The following is a 16,046-nucleotide window of genomic DNA, read 5'->3' on the forward strand; positions in this document are numbered from 1 at the left end:
TTACGCCCACCTGCCGGAGTTGTCGAGTGGTGCCCCTGGGCCGTTGGAGCCTACTGAGGTGCAGACATAAGGAGCCGACGAACCCGTTTCCCCGACAGCCCAGTAGGTCGGGGGCTTGTCATTAGGGGAGAACGTGCGTCCCGCGACCGGACGGACTGCGCCGGAGTCGATCTCGCCATGGAGACCGCTTGACGAGTTAACGAATTCGGGTTGGGTCGAACCAGAATCAGTGCGCCCCATGACCGACAACCTCAGGAGGTCGCGGGTTTACCAGCGATCTGTGCAAGTTGCTCTGAACTGAGGCTGACTGCGGCAAAGTGCGTTGGCGGACAACCATTTCCAACCACCGGCCGCAGGTGCTGGACAGGTTCGCGGCCGATCCCGGTGTACAACTGGACTTTTCCGATGCCGGTGCACACCTGCGCAATATGGCCTTCTACAACTTCGGACTGCGGTTCCTACGCTTCACCGTCGACAATCGCTACTTCGTCTGGCGCTCCGGCGTCGACATCACCGCGGACGGAAACATCGTCTACGCCATGGGCCCTGCGCTGTCCGTGCGCACCCGCGCCGAACTGCTGCACCGTGCGGGGGCGGTGCGGGCGATGGAGTTCGACATCAACACCGAGTGGGTCTCGTTCATGACCTGCGACAGCATCCGCGACCCCATCAACCCGCCCGCCATCAAGCTTCTCCCCGAATTCCGTCGAAACGGGGACGCTACTTCAACACCGGCGAACGCGACTTCGCCGCCGTCTACAGTCGTTAGCCTTGCACGAATTCGTAGGTGTAGAACAGCAGGCCGTCACCCATCTTTCGTGTGTTGACCAGGTGCAGCGGCTTCTTGTCGCTGGTCTCGTCGAAGAAACGCAGGCCGGTTCCCAGCACGACCGGGAAAACTACCAGCCGCAGTTCGTCGAGCAGGTTGTGTTCTATCAGTGTGCGCGCGAGCTGATAGCTGGCGTAGATCAGGATTTCCCCGTCCACTTTCCGCTTCAGCTCCGAAACCTCCTTCACCACTTCACCGCCCAGGACCGTGACGTTGCCCCAACGCGGATCTTCCAGAGTCGACGACACGACGTACTTGGGCATGCTTCTCACCCTGTTCGCCCACTCGGGGCTCACACGACCCTCCGCCAAATTGCGCTCTGTCATCCGGTCTGCGAACCACTCATTGGTACGCCCGCCCAGCAGCAGCACCTCAGCATCGAGGGCTTCCTGCGTCTCGCGGGCGGTCCAATCTTGGAGGTCCCCGGCCCCGACGGACTGGTGGAACCAGCCGCCCCGCTCGAAGCCTTCCGCGCCGTCCGGGTCTTGGACCACTCCATCGAGCGTCACATTCGAGGTGAGGATGATCTTTCCCATTTCCGTGCTCCTTGAACAATGTTGTCGGCTATCACTGGTCTAGACGCCGCGGCATCGGAAAAGGAGGCGCTCCGCGACCGCCCCGTTCGCGGCCTGGCCGACGTCCATACAGGATGGAACTGCACACAAGGAATGAGGTGGCGGGAGTGGAGTTGGCGCGAACGGACCTGATGTCGAGGGCGCAGGCCGGCGACGGCGAGGCATTCCGAGCGCTGACCGAGCCACACCGTCGCGAGCTACAGGTGCACTGCTACCGGATGCTCGGATCGTTTCAGGATGCCGAGGATGTTCTCCAGGACACGATGCTCGCCGCTTGGCGAGGTCTCGAACGATTCGACGGGCGCGCCTCACTTCGCACCTGGCTCTACCGCATCGCCACCAACCGGTGCCTCGACGCGCTGCGCTCTGCTCGCCGACGTCCTGCAAAGCAGTGGGACATCCCGGGAATCGAACTACCGGAACCCACCGGACTCGGCGAAATCCACTGGCTCGAGCCCTATCCCGACGCCCTGTTGGATGGTGCGATCAGTGTGCCGCTCGGTCCGGAGGCGCGCTACGAGCAAACCGAATCCATTTCCCTGGCCTTTGTGACCGCCCTGCAGATCTTGCCGCCTCGCCAACTCGCCGTCCTCATCCTGCGCGACGTCCTCGGATTCCACGCGAACGAAGTAGCCGACATGCTGGACACGACAGTCGAATCGGTCAAAAGCGCCCTCAAACGCGCGCGTGCAGGAATGCAGCGCCAACTGCCGGTGACTACTGCCCGAGAGCGGCCGCCTGCCAGCGACTCACCTGCCGAGGACGCGATCGTGGCGAAGTTCGTCAGCGCCTACGAATCTGCCGACATCGACGCGTTGGTGGCTCTGTTGACCGACGACGTCTTCATGTCGATGCCACCGATACCGCTGGAATACCAGGGCCGAGACATTGTGGCCCGCTTCTTCGCACTCATTTTCGGCTCGGTACAGAGATTCGAACTGGTGCCGACGCGAGCCAACGGTCAGCCGGCATTCGGGGTCTACCGACACCCCTCCACCGGTAGCCACGGATCCGGCCTCTTCGTCCTCACTCTCGCCGGTGACCGAATCGCCGCCATGACCCGCTTCGAAAACACCGTCCTCCCCGTATTCGGCCTGCCGCAATCCCTCCCGAGTGCACAGTAGGTCCGCCCCGCCATACCGACCGGCCACTCGGCGATTCGCGTCGCCGTTCGATCCGCGCTACCTTATCTGTTACTGGCGAACACAGGTGTTCGCCTATCCACTCGCAAGGAGGCGATGTGGCGATATTTGCGCACCAGGGTCGGAATGTGGTGTACGACCGGGTCGGCAGCGGGGCACCCCTCGTGCTGCTGCACAATGCGGGCACCCAGCGTCATATCTGGGACGATCAGGTCGGCGAATTGCGGCATCACTACGAGGTTTTCACACTCGACCTGCCCGGTTACGGTGAATCCGACCAGCCGGCCGACGGCTACCGGCTCGCGGACTATGTGCGGATGCTCGAGGCCTTCCTCGCCGCGCAGGATCTCACCGATGTCGTGCTGATCGGCAACTGCCTCGGGGCCGCCACCTCGTTGCGGTATGCGATGGCGCGTCCGGACAACGTCCGGGCTCTGGTGCTGTGCAACCCGCTGACCTGGCATACCGTCCGCGCCGGACGCCAAGCCGGACTGGCCTGGGTCGATGCCAGGCTCCCGCTCGCACCGGTGGCGCGCAGGCTCGCGCTGCCGGATGCGGTCGTCTCCCGAATCGTTGCCGACCAGTTGGGTGCGGACGGGCGGCGCCGGAATCTGCACCGCTCGCCGCGCCTGAGGGCACACTGGGGCGATAAGGGGCGGCTGCAGGCGCTGCACGGGCTGGTGCAGGACTTCCCGACCTATGCCGAACTCGATGTGTTCACTCCCGGCCCCGGGTTCCCGCCGATCTGCACCATCTGGGGTCAGCAGAACCGCATCCTGTCGGCGCGCGCGGGCGCTCAACTCGACGAGACACTGCGGACACACACCCGGATCCAGCTAACCGAATGCGGACATCTGCCGATGGTTGAGGAGCCGCAGACCGTGACGAATGCCATCACCACCTTCCTCGCCGCCAAGGAGGTGCGGCCGTACCGAACGGAGAAAGACCAGGTCAAACCCTGATTCCAGGGTGTTGATATGGTTGTTTGGCGAAGCGAAGCGCGGGAAACCGAACCTCAAACACCGAGGAAAGGGACGTCATGTTGCTACGCCGATTTGCCCGTCCACTGCTGGCGACCGCATTCGTCGCCGATGGTGTCGACGCACTCGCCCACCCCGAGCAGCGCACCAAGGCCGCCGCGGGGCTGGTACAGCAGGGCCAGCAATCACTGCCCGATAATTTCGCCGCCAAACTGCCATCGGATCCGGGGACAGCCGTCAAGATCAATGCGATCGCCCAGGTCTCGGCCGGTGCGTTGCTTGCGCTCGGCAAAATGCCGCGGCTGGCCTCGCTCACCCTTGCCGCGACGGTGATTCCCGCAACGGTCACCGAACAGGACTTCTGGGCGGAGAAGGATCCGGATCGCAGGCTGGCCAAGCGCAACGCCTTTCTCAAGGATGTGAGTCTGCTCGGCGGGTTGATGATCGCCAGCGCGGATACCGGAGGCAAACCCTCGCTCGGCTGGCGTGGCCGCCGCGCCGCGAGCAATGCCAGCGCGGCGGTCTCGGCCGCCTTGCCGTTCGCGGCGGCGGATTCGCAGACCGGTGAGGCGCTGCGTCGACATGCGCACGACACCGCCCTGCGCGCCAGGGAACTCGGCGATGTCGCCGCGGCAAAGGTCGCCGCGGTCGCGCAGGAGCGAGGCTCCGAAATCGCCGATATGGTCAAGGAGTACGGCCCCGAATGGGCCGAGCTCGCCAAGGAACGCCGTGCGAAGCTGGCCGAGAAGGCTGCTGAACTCGCCGAACTCGCCAAGGAACGCGGGCCCGAAATTGCCTCGGTCGCACGCGAACGCGGCACGCTGCTGGCCGAGATCGCCCAACATCGCGGGGCCGAACTCGCCGAAAAAGCTCAGCACCGTGGAGCCGAACTCGCCGAAAAGGCTCAGCACCGCGGGGCCGAACTCGCCGAACTCGCCAAAGAGCGTGGGCCCGAATTGGCTTCGACCGCGCGCACGCGCGGCGCCGGGCTGTCGGCGAAGGCGCAGAAGCGTGGTGCGCGCCTGGCCGCGAAGGCCGAGCGCCGAGCTCAGAAGGCGCAGCCTGGGATCGATAGAGCCCTGCGCCGCCTCGACATAGCCCAGGAGCGAATGGCGCTGGCGCAGGAGCGGATTGCGCAGGCCAGGGCACGCGTCGAGGGGCGGCGCCACTGACCTGCGCCGGGCACGATCGCCAGAACTGCACCGGGGCTGTGCATCCCGGCGTAGTGCCGACGAATGCCGCAACCAGCAACCCGAACCGAAGGACGGCACCACCGAGTCACGCCAGCACAATCACCGGAACTACACCCGGGCCGCACATCCCGGCATAGTGCCCACGAATGCCGCAACCAGCAACCCGAACCGAAGGACGGCACCACCGAGTCACGCCAGCACAATCACCGGAACTACACCCGGGCCGCACATCCCGGCATAGTGCCCACGAGCGCCGCAGCCAGCAACCCGAACCGAAGGACGGCACCACTAAGTCACGCCAGCGCAATCACCGGAACTACGCCGGCGCCGCGCATCCCGGCGTCGTGTCCGCGAGTGCCGCGGCCAGGGAACCGACGCGGCGGAACGTCGTGGACAACCCGGTGATCTCGATGACGCGGTCGACACAGCGCACAGTGGTGATCAACACCATTCGGCGATTGGCCTTTTCGGCTGCCGCCTGGGCCTCGATCAGGGCCGTGAGCCCGGCGGCGGCGAAAAAGGTGACCGGTGAGAGATCGACGACCATGGTCGATTCCGGAGAATCGAAGGCGCGCAATAGTTTATCCCGCAGCTGTGGCGCGGTGCACAGATCGACTTCGCCAGCGACGACCACCAGCGTCACATCGCGGCGTGGGTGGCTCACCGAGAACTGGATGCTCCGAGCTCGGGGCGCGGTCGAAATATCGACGCACTCACCGTGTTCCGGTCGATCACGGTCAGCGGGTCGCCCTGCCGGATAAGCGAAGTGGGTGGACATGCGCTGGCTCCTGCGGTCCGGGTGCAGACCTGGTCACACCAGTGAAGCAGGGTCCGCCGGGTCTGTACAGAGACAGCGCGTGCCGCGATTCCCGGGAACCGGACCGCCGTATCGGACGACCAAGTGATCATGCAACATACAGCACTGGCAGCACGTCGGCGTGCGGCCAATGGCGACCGCGCCGGACGCATCGAGAGCTCGACCCCGCCTCTGAAACGTGCCGCTGTGCTGGCCATGGCCATTGGCGCCATTGCCGTCACCGGATGTTCGACCACGATCACCGAATCCGCGACCACCGCACCCGCCGCGACCGAGGGCAGCACCAAATATCCGATCACCATCGAGAACTGCGGTAAGAGCTACACCTTCACCGAGGCACCGAAGCGAGTCGCGGTGATGAACGGCGGGTCCATCGGCGAGGTCTCATCTCTGATCGCGCTCGGCGTCGGCGACCGCGTCATCGCCAACGCCCAGTCCTACGGCACCTCCGAGGTGCCCGGCCGCGCCGGCGCCATCGCGGCACTCCCGACCGGCGGCATCACCCCGAACAACCTGCAGGACATCCCCCGCGAGGCCATGCTCGCCCAGCGACCCGATCTCGTCATCTCCACCGGGGGTGGCGGCTTCTCGGCCGATCAGGGCTTCGCCACCCGCGCGGAGCTGTCCGATGCGGGCGCCAATACCTATGTGCCCCGGGCGAACTGCGGTATGACCGGTGCGGTCACCGGCACACCGACCATCGAGGACAGCTACGCCATGCTGCGCGACTTCGGGACGATCTTCGACGTACCCGGCCGCGCCGAACAGCTCATCAACGATATCGCGGGCAAGATCACCGAGACCGCCGCACGGGTCGCCGGACAGCCCGAGAAGAATGTGCTGCTCATCTTCCCGGGCATGGATATGGGCGGTACGGGCGACTTCTCGGCCATTGCGGCGGGCGGCATCTGGAACGACATCATCCAGCGGGCCGGTGCGGTGAACCCGTTCAACCGTACGGACGGTACGACTTTCGTGACGATCAGCAAGGAGCAGCTCGCCGTCACCCCGATCGACGGCCTGATCGTGGTCAACTACCGCAATTCCGATATCGACGGGACGGCAAAGCGGATCCTCGAACAGTTCCCGCAGTGGAATGCGAGCAAGAACACCAACTACACGGTGCTCTCGGACTCGATCTACCTCGGCCCGAGCAATGACATAGCGGTGGCGAAGATCGCCAGGCTCGTTCACCCCGAACAGTTCTGACCGATGCGCACCCTTCGACAACAGCGACTGCTGGCCACCACATCCCTGCCCGTCGCGATCGCCGGCGCAGTGGCAATCCTGTGCGCGGCAATGCTGGTATCCATCGGCGCGGGATCGGTCACCGTGTCGATCGCCGATACCGGCCGGGTCATCTTCGCCCACTTATCAGGTAGGACACCGGATGTCGGATTCACCGTCGACCAGATCGTCTGGAACTATCGGCTGCCCCGGGTCATCCTGGCCGCGCTGTGCGGCTGCGGGCTCGCGGTCTCCGGCGTGATTCTGCAAGCGCTGGTGAACAATCCGCTCGCCGACCCCTATGTGCTCGGGCTGTCTTCCGGCGCCTCACTCGGTGCGGTGACGGTGATCGCCACCGCCGGTGCGGCACTCGGCGGTATCGGCGTATCCGGCGCGGCCTTCCTCGGGGCGATCGGCACTGCCGCAGTGGTTTTCGCACTCGGACAGCGGCGCGGCACGCTGGCCCCCACCCGCCTCGTACTGGCCGGTGTCGCCGTCGGATATCTGCTGCTGGCGGCGACCAACTACCTGCAACTGCGCGCCACCCCGAATGAGCTGCGCGCGGTGATGTTCTGGACCATGGGCAGTGTGTCCGGTGCGAGCTGGTCGCGACTCGGCCCGGTCACGCTGGTCGTTCTCGTTGCCGTCGCGCTCGTGCTCGCCTTCGGCCGACGCCTCGATGTGCTCGGCACCGGTGATGAGCAGGCCACCGCACTGGGCGTCGACGTCCGCACCACCCGCATGGTCCTGCTCGTACTCGCCTCCCTGCTGACCGGCGTACTGATCGCGGTGGCGGGCGGAATCGGCTTCGTCGGTTTGATGGTTCCGCATCTGGTGCGCCTGACATTCGGCATGGACCACCGCCGGGTACTGCCACTGGCGGCACTGCTCGGCGCGGCGTATCTGGTTGCGGTGGACCTGCTTTCGCGCACTGTCGACGCGCCCAACGAACTCCCGCTCGGCATCTTCACCGCCGCCTTCGGCGCACCCTTCTTCCTCTGGCTGCTGCGCCGCGACGGAGCCATCGCATGAGCGGGCCACCGTTCCATGAATCGGGCAGCTCGGTTGAGCCACGTGATGCCCGCACCGCCGAGCTATCGGTTGTCGGGGTGAGCGTGGCGATCGGGGGTGCGCGGGTATTGGATGCGGTGACGTTGCAGGCCCCGCCCGGGTCGGTGGTGGGCGTGGTCGGGCCGAATGGCAGCGGTAAGACGACGCTGCTGCGCACGATCTACCGGTCGTTGCGGCCGGATCGGGGCATGGTGCTGATCGACGGCGCGGATATCACCGGAATGTCCGTGCGGGCAGCGGCCCGGACCACCGCCGCGGTCCTGCAGAACGGGGCCGGATCGCCCGAGCTCACCGTCGCGGAAATGGTCGGCCTCGGCCGCAATCCACATCACGCGCTCTTCAGCCGCGATACCGTCGCCGATCACGCGGCCGTCGAAAAGGCCATGGCGCGAACGGGTGTCACCGCGTACGCCGATCGCCCCATCGGCACCCTGTCCGGCGGCCAGCGCCAGCGCGTGCTGCTGGCCAGGGCGCTGGCACAGCATCCGCGGCTGCTCGTCCTCGACGAGTTGACCAACCATCTCGACGTGCGCGCCCGATTCGAACTGCTCGACCTGGTTCGCTCGACCGGGATCACCACACTCGCGGTGCTGCACGAACTCGACCTCGCGGTTCGGTGTTGTGATCGTTTGGTCGTGCTCGATCACGGCAGGGTCGTCGCGGCGGGGACGGTACTCGAGGTAATGACGCCCGAGCTGCTGCGCACTGTCTTCGGCGTCAATGCGCGGGCCGAGCAACACAATGACGGCGTCGTCCGATTGCATTACGCCGCAAAGCCTTTGGCCTCCGAGTGACTGCCGGCTCGGGGGCTGCGCTGCCGGTCGGGCTCCGCACTGGATCGGGCACCGACGCGGGGTACGCAAGTGCGGCCTCGAAGATGGGACCTCGCGCCGATCGTCGGAAAGATCCTCGAGCAGCAACTTCAGCCCCACGATCTCGGCGAGCCCGTGGCCCGGCTGCGCCGCCATCAGATACAACCCGCGGGAACTTTGTAGTGCGCCGATCCGACAATGTGGACGTGGAGTGCAAGGTATGCCGAACCGCGCTATCGGCGCGGATCGATGGCGAACGCGAAACCGTGCCCGCGGCGCGCGTGGACGAACACCTGGAACAGTGCCCGGAGTGCTGTTCCTGGTACGCCGCCGCCGTGGCGATCTCGCGCCTGCTGCGCGGCGGTTCGGGCTACGCGCCCGATCTCACCGACGCCATCTTCGCCGCCGCCGACCTGGAGCGCCCGCGCGGATCGCGCTGGCGCACCGCACTGTCCGGAGTTGGCTGGTCCGAATGGACCCGGCTGCTGCTGGGCCTGCTCGGTATCGTGCAGTGCGCATTGGCGATCGGCCAGTTCGCCGGATTCGACTTCGGCATGACCCACCACCACGGCGCCGAGCTGACCCGGCATCTGATGAACGAGTCCACCGCGTGGAGTCTGGCGATCGGTATCGGATTCATGTACTGCGCGATGCGGCCGCACGCGACCTCGGGCGTGCTGCCGGTGCTCGGTGTACTGGTCGCGACGCTCACCGCATTCGTCATCGGTGACCTGTATTCCGGAGTGGTGACGGTCTCTCGGGTGCTCTCGCACGGCATCCTGGTCGCCGCGTTGGTGCTGGTCGTGGTGGTACATCGCACCCGCCGACCGGAGACCGCACCGCCGACCCGCACGAGCAATCCGGTGCCCGCCGAACTCGTCCTGCCACCCGGCGCCCGATTCGGCCGCCGCACCGGCCATCTGCGCTCGACCCAGCATCGCTCGACCCAAGACCCCGCCGCCTGACCGAACGGAACCAAATGGACACAGCATCGCGCAGCGATTCGATAATGGGTGGCGGTCGGGCGACGGGTGGGCCTACCGCATTGACCGAGCGCGGTCGCGCGACGGACGAGCCCGACCTCGCCACCGCGGCGCAGCGCAGCACCGTTCGCATCTCGCTCGCGGTTTCCGGCATGACCTGTGCCGCCTGCGCGAATCGGGTGGAGCGCAAACTCAACCGGGTCGACGGCGTGCTGGCATCGGTGAACTACGCGACCGGCATCGCCACCGTCGATGCCGCCGCGGATATTTCGGCCGAACAGCTCTGCGCCGCGGTGGTCGCGGTGGGCTACGGCGCGCAGCCGATCACCGAGGGCACCGGCCCGATCTCCGCGGCCCCCGAGGAGGCCGCGGTCCGAGATCTGTTCCGCCGCTTGGTCGTCGCGCTGCTGCTGTTCTTCCCCCTCGCCGATCTTTCGGTCATGTTCGCCATGGTGCCAGCGGCCAGGATCACCGGCTGGCAGGTCATGCTGACCGTGCTCGCACTGCCGGTGGTGGTGTGGGCGGCCGCGCCGCTGCACCGAAAGGCGCTGGCGGGGGCGAAGAATTTCACCGCGAGCATGGACACCCTGGTATCGGTCGGTGTGACGACCGCGACGCTGTGGTCGCTGGACACCATGTTCCTGCACGCGGAGCGGACCGCAACTCCCGATGGCGTATGGGACGCGTTCTGGTCCGGTGATTCGATCTATCTCGAAGCCGCCGCTGGCGTGACCACCTTCGTGCTCGCCGGACGGTATTTCGAGGCTAAAGCCAAGCGGTCGGCGGGCAGCGCGCTGCGGGCGCTCGCCGCGCTGGGCGCCCGTGAGGTCACCGTGCTGACCCGTGACAATCGCGAAATGCGTGTCCCCATCGGTGAACTGGTCGAGGGACAGCGCTTCGTGGTGCGGCCCGGCGAGACCATCGCGACCGACGGCCTGGTGGTCTCGGGTGCGTCGAGCGTCGATGCCAGTGCCATGACCGGCGAATCCATACCGGTCGATGTGACCGAGGGGATGGCGGTGATCGGCGGCACCACCGCACTCACCGGTCGCCTGATCGTGGAGGCCGCCGCGGTGGGCGCGGATACCAAGCTGTCCGGCATGATCCGGCTGGTCGAGCAGGCGCAGACCGGGAAGGCGCGCATGCAGCGCATCGCCGACCGGGTCTCGGCGGTATTCGTTCCATTCGTGTTCGCCGTGTCGGCTGGCACCTTCCTCACCTGGTGGCTGCTCGGTTCCGGTATCGACCGGGCCGCCGCGGCCGCCTTGGCGGTGCTGGTGATCGCGTGCCCGTGCGCGCTGGGGCTGGCGATTCCGACCGCGCTGATGGTGGCCTCCGGACGCGGCGCGCAACTGGGCATATTCATCAAGGGCCATCAGGCGCTCGAGGCCACCCGCGATGTGGATACGGTGGTGCTGGACAAGACCGGAACGGTCACCAATGGGGTCATGAGCGTCGTCGCGGTGACCGTCACCGACACGCTGACCGAAGCCGAGGTGTTGCGGCTGGCCGGTGCGGTGGAGGCGGCCTCCGAACACGCCGTTGCCGCGGCCATCACCCGGCACGCCACCGCAGTGCGGAACGAACTGCCGCAGGTCGAATCCTTCACGGCGCTACCGGGATTGGGCGCGCGTGGCATCGTCGCGGGCCGCGAGGTCATAGTCGGGCGCCTGCGCCTGCTGCACGCTCGCGGTATCGACGTGCCGCGACCGCTGAGTCACGCTGTGCGCCAGGAGGAACGGTCCGGACGCACCGTGGTGCTCGTCGCGGTCGACGGTGTGGCCAGTGCGGTGATCGCGGTCGCCGATACCGTCAAGGATTCCGCCGCCGACGCCATCGCCCGACTGCACGCGCTCGGCCTGCGCGTCATGATGTTCACCGGTGACAATGCCTATGCCGCCCAGTCGGTCGCGGATGAGATCGGCATCGATGAGGTTGTCGCCGAACTGCTTCCGGAGGGCAAGGTCGAACTCATCGCCCGCATGCAGGAGCAGGGCCGCCGTATCGTGATGGTCGGCGACGGCATCAATGACGGGGCGGCGCTGGCCACCGCCGACCTCGGCATGGCGATCGGGGCGGGCACCGATGTCGCGATCGCGGCCGCCGATGTGATCCTGGTGCGTGACGATCTCGGGGCGGTCGCCGATGCCATCGAACTCGCACACGCCACCCTGCGCACCATCAAGGGAAATCTGGTGTGGGCCTTCGGCTATAACGTGATCGCCATTCCGGTGGCCGTGCTCGGGTTCCTCAACCCGTTGATCGCCGGTGCGGCCATGGCGTTCTCGTCGTTCTTCGTGGTCTCCAATAGCCTTCGACTGCGTCGCGTTCGGCTCGTACGCTGAGTCAGCGGCGCGATCGCGCCAACTTCTCCAGCATCGCGTTATAGGCGGCGAGTTCGGAATCCCCGTACTCGTCGTCCTTGCGGTCGGTGCGCACCGCGGTGCGGCGATCCTGTGCCACCCATTGGGTCAGCAGTGCGCCGACCACGAGCAGGATCGGGATTTCACCGGAGACCCAGGCAATGCCGCCGCCGACCCGCTGATCGGCCATTACGTCCAGGTGCCATGGCAGTTCCAGTTGTTGATAGAACCGCTCGCCGATAATGGTGTTCATCGACATCACCGCGACACCGAAGAAGGCGTGAAACGGCATGATGGCGAACAGCATGCCGAGCCGGCCCAGATGCGGCAGGCGGCGCGGGCCGGGATCAATGCCGATGATCGCCCAGTAGAACAGGTAGCCGATGATCAGGAAGTGCACGTTCATCAGCACGTGCCCCCAGTGATAGCGGATCAGGTTCGCGAACAGCGGCGTGAAATACAGACCGTAGAGCGAGAGCACGAAGGCCGTGATCGCGGTGCCGGGATGGGCCAGCACCGCGGTCGGGCGCGAATGCAGGATCCACAGCACCCATTCGCGCACACCGGGAACCGCATCCTTCGGGGCCGCGGGCACGGCGCGCAACAGCAGGGTCACCGGTGCGCCGAGCACCAGCAGCACCGGCACGAACATATTCAGGGCCATATGCGTGATCATGTGCATGCTGAACATGGCGTAGCCGTAGCTGCCGATGCCCGATGATGTCGAAATCAGCAGGACCACACAGCCGCTCGTCCACGACAGCGTGCGCCATGGCGACCAGGTATCGCCACGCCGCCGCAGTCGAAGCACACCCGCGAAGTACAACCCGATGCCGGCCAACGCGGCGCTGCCGAGGACTATATCGAAGCGCCACATGGTCATCAGCCGCCAGAGGTCGGCCCGGCCCGGCAGGTCGAAACCGAGGAAGACCTCCTGTGCCGTGAACGACCGATCGGCGAAGGCCGGGGCGGGTTGTACCGCCATCGCTACCAACGCAGCCGTCGCCAACACCGACAGCGCACCGGAACCGGCGATCAGCTGTCGCGTACGAGGCGACGAATCCGGTTCGGCCGCGAGCTTTCGCAATATCAGTCCGATGCCGATGGCCGCCGCGACCACCACCAGCGCAAGCCGCCCATAACCGGTATCGAACAACGCCGACCACGGCAACAGGATCGCACCGAGCACCAGCCCGCTGACGGTGGCCGCGGCCAGACACAACAGGCCGATGCGGGCGTAGCGTCGAACCGCGGTCGCTACCTGGGAACCCGCACGGCCCAGCTGCGCCGCGACACACCAGGCCGCGCCCGGCAGCACCGAGACCGCCAGCTGGAAGATGATCATCGCGCCGGTCCCGAAGTCGTGATCCGGTCCCTCACCCGCATTGCCGACCAGCGCGGGCGGCAGCACCGCCAGTAGCGCGAGCACTGTCGGTACCACAAGACCGGTCCAGGCCAAGGTCAGCCGCGTCACCAGCGCGACGACACCGGCCAGCACCGCGACCACGATCCAGGCCTTGGGCTTCTCACTCGCATCGATCAGCGCGCCGATTGCACTCCGCTCCAGTGCGGTGCTCATCGACAGTCCGCCCACATTGGCCGCGCTGACCGGAATCAAGATCAGGGCCGAGACCAGCCACACCAGACTCGCCCGCTCGGCCACCCGGACCCCGGCATATCCGTCCACATCGACGCGTCCGCGCGCGGTGACCACGGTGCAGCACAGCGCATAGATCAACGCGCCGACGGTGAACGCGCCCGCCAGCGCCGCCACCACCCGCAGCGCGACATAGATCAGGACATCGGGGAAGCCCGGATATGCGAGCCCGGCCCGGCGGTAGGGCATATCTCCGGCCGCGATGACGGAGATGAGCACGACGGCACCGGCGGCGACCGCCGCGATCAGCCAGATGAAGTGGTCGGGCGAGCGCTTCACCTGCACGTTTTTCCACCAATCCGGGTAACCGAAGATGTGTGACGGGCCGCGGATGTGCCAGCCCTCGCACATAAGTCGCCTGTGGCCCGGTGCTGGTTCCCGGGCCGCAGGTGGTGCGACGAGCGTCACATGGTGGATCGCTCAGGCAAGTCGAAGGTGACCGCGACCGGGGCGTTGATCGGATTCCGGATCGTCGACGTCGGTGGCGAACGCACCGGATTCGTCCATACCCCAGCCTATTTCAGTTCCTTGGAAAATCTACAGACACAGGACCCAGGTCACCGATCCCAGCCAGATGGGGAAGCATATGGCAATCGACCCCTGGGTAGGCGTTACCGGAGCTGGAGCCTCGGTCGCGGAGGCGGCGGGAGCCACTATAGAGCCAACGCCAAGGGATAGTGCGATTGCAGTTGCGGCAATGGAACTTGCGATCTTGGTGTGCATCTTCTTGCCTTCTCACTTGAACCTTGCACCGAATTGGTGCTCGAGCACGAAACGCGAGAAAGAAGCGTTTCATCCAATTATGATTTGCCTTGCAACTATCATCTCTGCGATTCACGTAGTCTACTAGGGACTTTCGGCCCCCTTCGAACTGTCGCAAAGTTGGGGGATGACCGGGTTTTCCGGTCGATATCCGCTCGAATTCGAGGACCGGGAACAGACGAATACCCGGTTATGTCCTTTTTATTCCGATCTCCGGTCCATATTTCCCTGTCGCGACATCATCAAAACTTGGCGAATCGCTCAGGCGAAGTCGAAGGTGACAACGACCGGAGCGTGATCGGATTCCGGATATTTGACGTCGGTAGCGAATGCACCGGATTCGTCGTGCAGCAGCTCGTTGTGGATCTCCGCGCCGCGGTAGTGGGCCAGCAGATTGCGGGTGACCAGGATATGGTCGAGCATCTGCCCCTTGCCCTGATGGAACAGCGAGTACCGCGCGGATTCGGGGATGGTGTTCTCCAGCGGCACCAGCACCCGTCCTGCCAGCGCGCCATTGCCGGTGTCCTCGACATCGCCGCGAATGGCCACCAGGGGCACCTCCTCGGCGGTGGCATTGAAGTCGCCGCCGACCACGATGCGCGCGTTCGGGTCCTGGTCCAGGATCTGATCGACCAGCCGCCGGACCTCCAGCGCCTGGCTCATCCGCTTCATCGACGAGATGAACGAACCCTCGGCGGCCGCACCCGCACTGCGCCAGGTGAAGGTATTGAGCTTCTGCCCGGGAATGTCGGTGGGCAGTTTCGACTTCAGATGCACCACGATCACATGCAGGGGTGCGCCGTCGACGTTCAGCTCCACATGCAGAATCGGCCGCTCGACTCGAATCGCTTGCGGCGCGACGGCGGGTGGATCCGCGGTCAGCATCTGATAGATCGGCGCGGCGACGAGTGTATTGAGCAATTGTGTATGCCCGGTCACCGGCAGCGAGGTGACCAGCACCAGATTGCGCTGATCGAATACTTCGCCATTGGCGGTTTGCGTCGAAACAATATTTGCCCCAGCCAATTTCGTGCCGGAGAGCAGTTCGGCCAGTGCGAGTAGCGCCCGCGGCTGGCCCGGCCGTTCCTGTCCGTGCACCTCTTGCATACATAAGATATCGGCCCGCAACCGCTCGAGCTGCGGTCGCATTACCGCGATCCGATCCGCCAATGACGGCGTGCTCGCATTCGGCACCGTCTCGTCGAAATTCTCCACATTGAATGTGGCGATACGTAGGGTGGTCATGACACACCGATCCACTATCAGGCCCCGACCGACTTATCGATTACGATCCGATTCTTACTCGGCCGACACCCGAACTCCTGCGTACCGACTACTCGAATTCCCCGATCAATGCGGCTATCGGGGTGCGCGTTATGGCCCGTAGGGCACTGGCTACGGTTCCGCCCGAGGAGCTTCGGCCTGGGCTTCGGTGTGTTCGGCGACCGCCGCGGCATGTTTGGCGCCCGAGCCCCAGCCGACATGCAATTCCGAGCGCATGCGATCGACCATATGCGGGTAGTGCAATTCGAAAGCAGGACGCTCGGAACGGATCCGCGGCAGCTCGTAGAAGTTGTGCCGCGGCGGCGGGCAGCTGGTGGCCCACTCCAGCGAGTTGCCGTAACCCCACGGATC

General features: G+C 65.7%; 13 protein-coding genes and 1 pseudogene. 9 read left to right on the forward strand and 5 right to left on the reverse strand.

Translation table 11 applies throughout. From position 1 onward, the window contains the following. The first annotated feature begins 428 nt into the window (after positions 1–428). Positions 429–827 (forward strand): hypothetical protein, encoded by a 399-nt coding sequence (locus ABZ293_RS38075; RefSeq protein WP_355188903.1) that lies wholly within the window; start codon positions 429–431, stop codon positions 825–827. On the opposite strand, the gene ABZ293_RS38080 is transcribed toward ABZ293_RS38075, so the two are convergent. Beyond that, positions 766–1,365, reverse strand: a complete 600-nt coding sequence (locus tag ABZ293_RS38080; RefSeq protein ID WP_355188905.1) for a dihydrofolate reductase family protein — start codon at positions 1,363–1,365, stop codon at positions 766–768. The two genes, ABZ293_RS38075 and ABZ293_RS38080, sit on opposite strands and share 62 nt — an antisense overlap. Before the next feature lie 152 nt (positions 1,366–1,517). On the opposite strand from ABZ293_RS38080, the gene ABZ293_RS38085 reads away from it, so the two are divergent. The 3 genes from ABZ293_RS38085 to ABZ293_RS38095 all read left to right on the forward strand — a co-directional run bounded on the left by ABZ293_RS38085 (position 1,518) and on the right by ABZ293_RS38095 (position 4,698). Further along, a complete protein-coding gene (locus ABZ293_RS38085; protein ID WP_355188931.1) occupies positions 1,518–2,528 on the forward strand; it encodes a sigma-70 family RNA polymerase sigma factor in 1,011 nt (336 codons plus the stop codon). A gap of 116 nt (positions 2,529–2,644) precedes the next feature. Beyond that, on the forward strand, positions 2,645–3,508 hold the full coding sequence (locus ABZ293_RS38090) for an alpha/beta hydrolase (RefSeq protein ID WP_355188907.1): 864 nt from the start codon (positions 2,645–2,647) through the stop codon (positions 3,506–3,508). Positions 3,509–3,585: 77 nt separating this feature from the next. Beyond that, positions 3,586–4,698, forward strand: a complete 1,113-nt coding sequence (locus tag ABZ293_RS38095) for a DoxX family membrane protein (protein WP_355188909.1) — start codon at positions 3,586–3,588, stop codon at positions 4,696–4,698. Positions 4,699–5,035: 337 nt separating this feature from the next. Here the strand turns inward: ABZ293_RS38095 and ABZ293_RS38100 are convergent, their stop codons facing one another. Further along, positions 5,036–5,383 (reverse strand): STAS domain-containing protein, encoded by a 348-nt coding sequence (locus tag ABZ293_RS38100; protein ID WP_355188911.1) that lies wholly within the window; start codon positions 5,381–5,383, stop codon positions 5,036–5,038. A gap of 243 nt (positions 5,384–5,626) precedes the next feature. On the opposite strand from ABZ293_RS38100, the gene ABZ293_RS38105 reads away from it, so the two are divergent. From ABZ293_RS38105 to ABZ293_RS38125, 5 genes are all read left to right on the forward strand, one after another. Further along, positions 5,627–6,745 carry an ABC transporter substrate-binding protein gene (locus ABZ293_RS38105; RefSeq protein WP_355188913.1) on the forward strand — a complete coding sequence of 373 codons (1,119 nt, stop codon included), beginning with the start codon at positions 5,627–5,629 and terminating at the stop codon, positions 6,743–6,745. Between the two features lie 3 nt (positions 6,746–6,748). Next, a complete protein-coding gene (locus ABZ293_RS38110) occupies positions 6,749–7,795 on the forward strand; it encodes an iron ABC transporter permease (protein WP_355188915.1) in 1,047 nt (348 codons plus the stop codon). Continuing rightward, positions 7,792–8,628 carry an ABC transporter ATP-binding protein gene (locus tag ABZ293_RS38115; RefSeq protein ID WP_355188917.1) on the forward strand — a complete coding sequence of 279 codons (837 nt, stop codon included), beginning with the start codon at positions 7,792–7,794 and terminating at the stop codon, positions 8,626–8,628. Before ABZ293_RS38110 ends, ABZ293_RS38115 begins: the two co-directional genes overlap by 4 nt. Before the next feature lie 224 nt (positions 8,629–8,852). Beyond that, positions 8,853–9,611, forward strand: coding sequence for a zf-HC2 domain-containing protein (locus ABZ293_RS38120; protein WP_355188919.1), 759 nt, complete (start codon positions 8,853–8,855; stop codon positions 9,609–9,611). Positions 9,612–9,625: 14 nt separating this feature from the next. Continuing rightward, positions 9,626–11,974, forward strand: coding sequence for a heavy metal translocating P-type ATPase (locus ABZ293_RS38125; RefSeq protein ID WP_355188921.1), 2,349 nt, complete (start codon positions 9,626–9,628; stop codon positions 11,972–11,974). 1 nt (position 11,975) lies between these two features. Here ABZ293_RS38125 and ABZ293_RS38130 read toward each other — a convergent pair whose 3' ends face one another. The 3 genes and pseudogenes from ABZ293_RS38130 to ABZ293_RS38140 form a co-directional block, all read right to left on the reverse strand. Beyond that, positions 11,976–13,934, reverse strand: coding sequence for a cytochrome c oxidase assembly protein (locus ABZ293_RS38130; RefSeq protein ID WP_355188923.1), 1,959 nt, complete (start codon positions 13,932–13,934; stop codon positions 11,976–11,978). Positions 13,935–14,672: 738 nt separating this feature from the next. Beyond that, positions 14,673–15,656 (reverse strand): endonuclease/exonuclease/phosphatase family protein, encoded by a 984-nt coding sequence (locus ABZ293_RS38135; RefSeq protein ID WP_355188925.1) that lies wholly within the window; start codon positions 15,654–15,656, stop codon positions 14,673–14,675. Positions 15,657–15,806: 150 nt separating this feature from the next. Further along, positions 15,807–16,046 (reverse strand): annotated as a pseudogene (locus tag ABZ293_RS38140) (cytochrome ubiquinol oxidase subunit I); the annotation flags it as partial.

Origin of the sequence: Nocardia sp. NPDC005998, from assembly GCF_040614395.1 — a bacterium.
Lineage (GTDB): Bacteria > Actinomycetota > Actinomycetes > Mycobacteriales > Mycobacteriaceae > Nocardia.

Coding starts and splice junctions, on each gene's coding strand:
- ABZ293_RS38115 (WP_355188917.1), top strand. CDS start 7,792: ATGAGCGGGCCACCGTTCCATGAATCGGGCAGCTCGGTTGAGCCACGT.
- ABZ293_RS38135 (WP_355188925.1), bottom strand. CDS start 15,656: ATGACCACCCTACGTATCGCCACATTCAATGTGGAGAATTTCGACGAG.
- ABZ293_RS38110 (WP_355188915.1), top strand. CDS start 6,749: ATGCGCACCCTTCGACAACAGCGACTGCTGGCCACCACATCCCTGCCC.
- ABZ293_RS38125 (WP_355188921.1), top strand. CDS start 9,626: ATGGACACAGCATCGCGCAGCGATTCGATAATGGGTGGCGGTCGGGCG.
- ABZ293_RS38105 (WP_355188913.1), top strand. CDS start 5,627: ATGCAACATACAGCACTGGCAGCACGTCGGCGTGCGGCCAATGGCGAC.
- ABZ293_RS38075 (WP_355188903.1), top strand. CDS start 429: ATGGCCTTCTACAACTTCGGACTGCGGTTCCTACGCTTCACCGTCGAC.
- ABZ293_RS38095 (WP_355188909.1), top strand. CDS start 3,586: ATGTTGCTACGCCGATTTGCCCGTCCACTGCTGGCGACCGCATTCGTC.
- ABZ293_RS38080 (WP_355188905.1), bottom strand. CDS start 1,365: ATGGGAAAGATCATCCTCACCTCGAATGTGACGCTCGATGGAGTGGTC.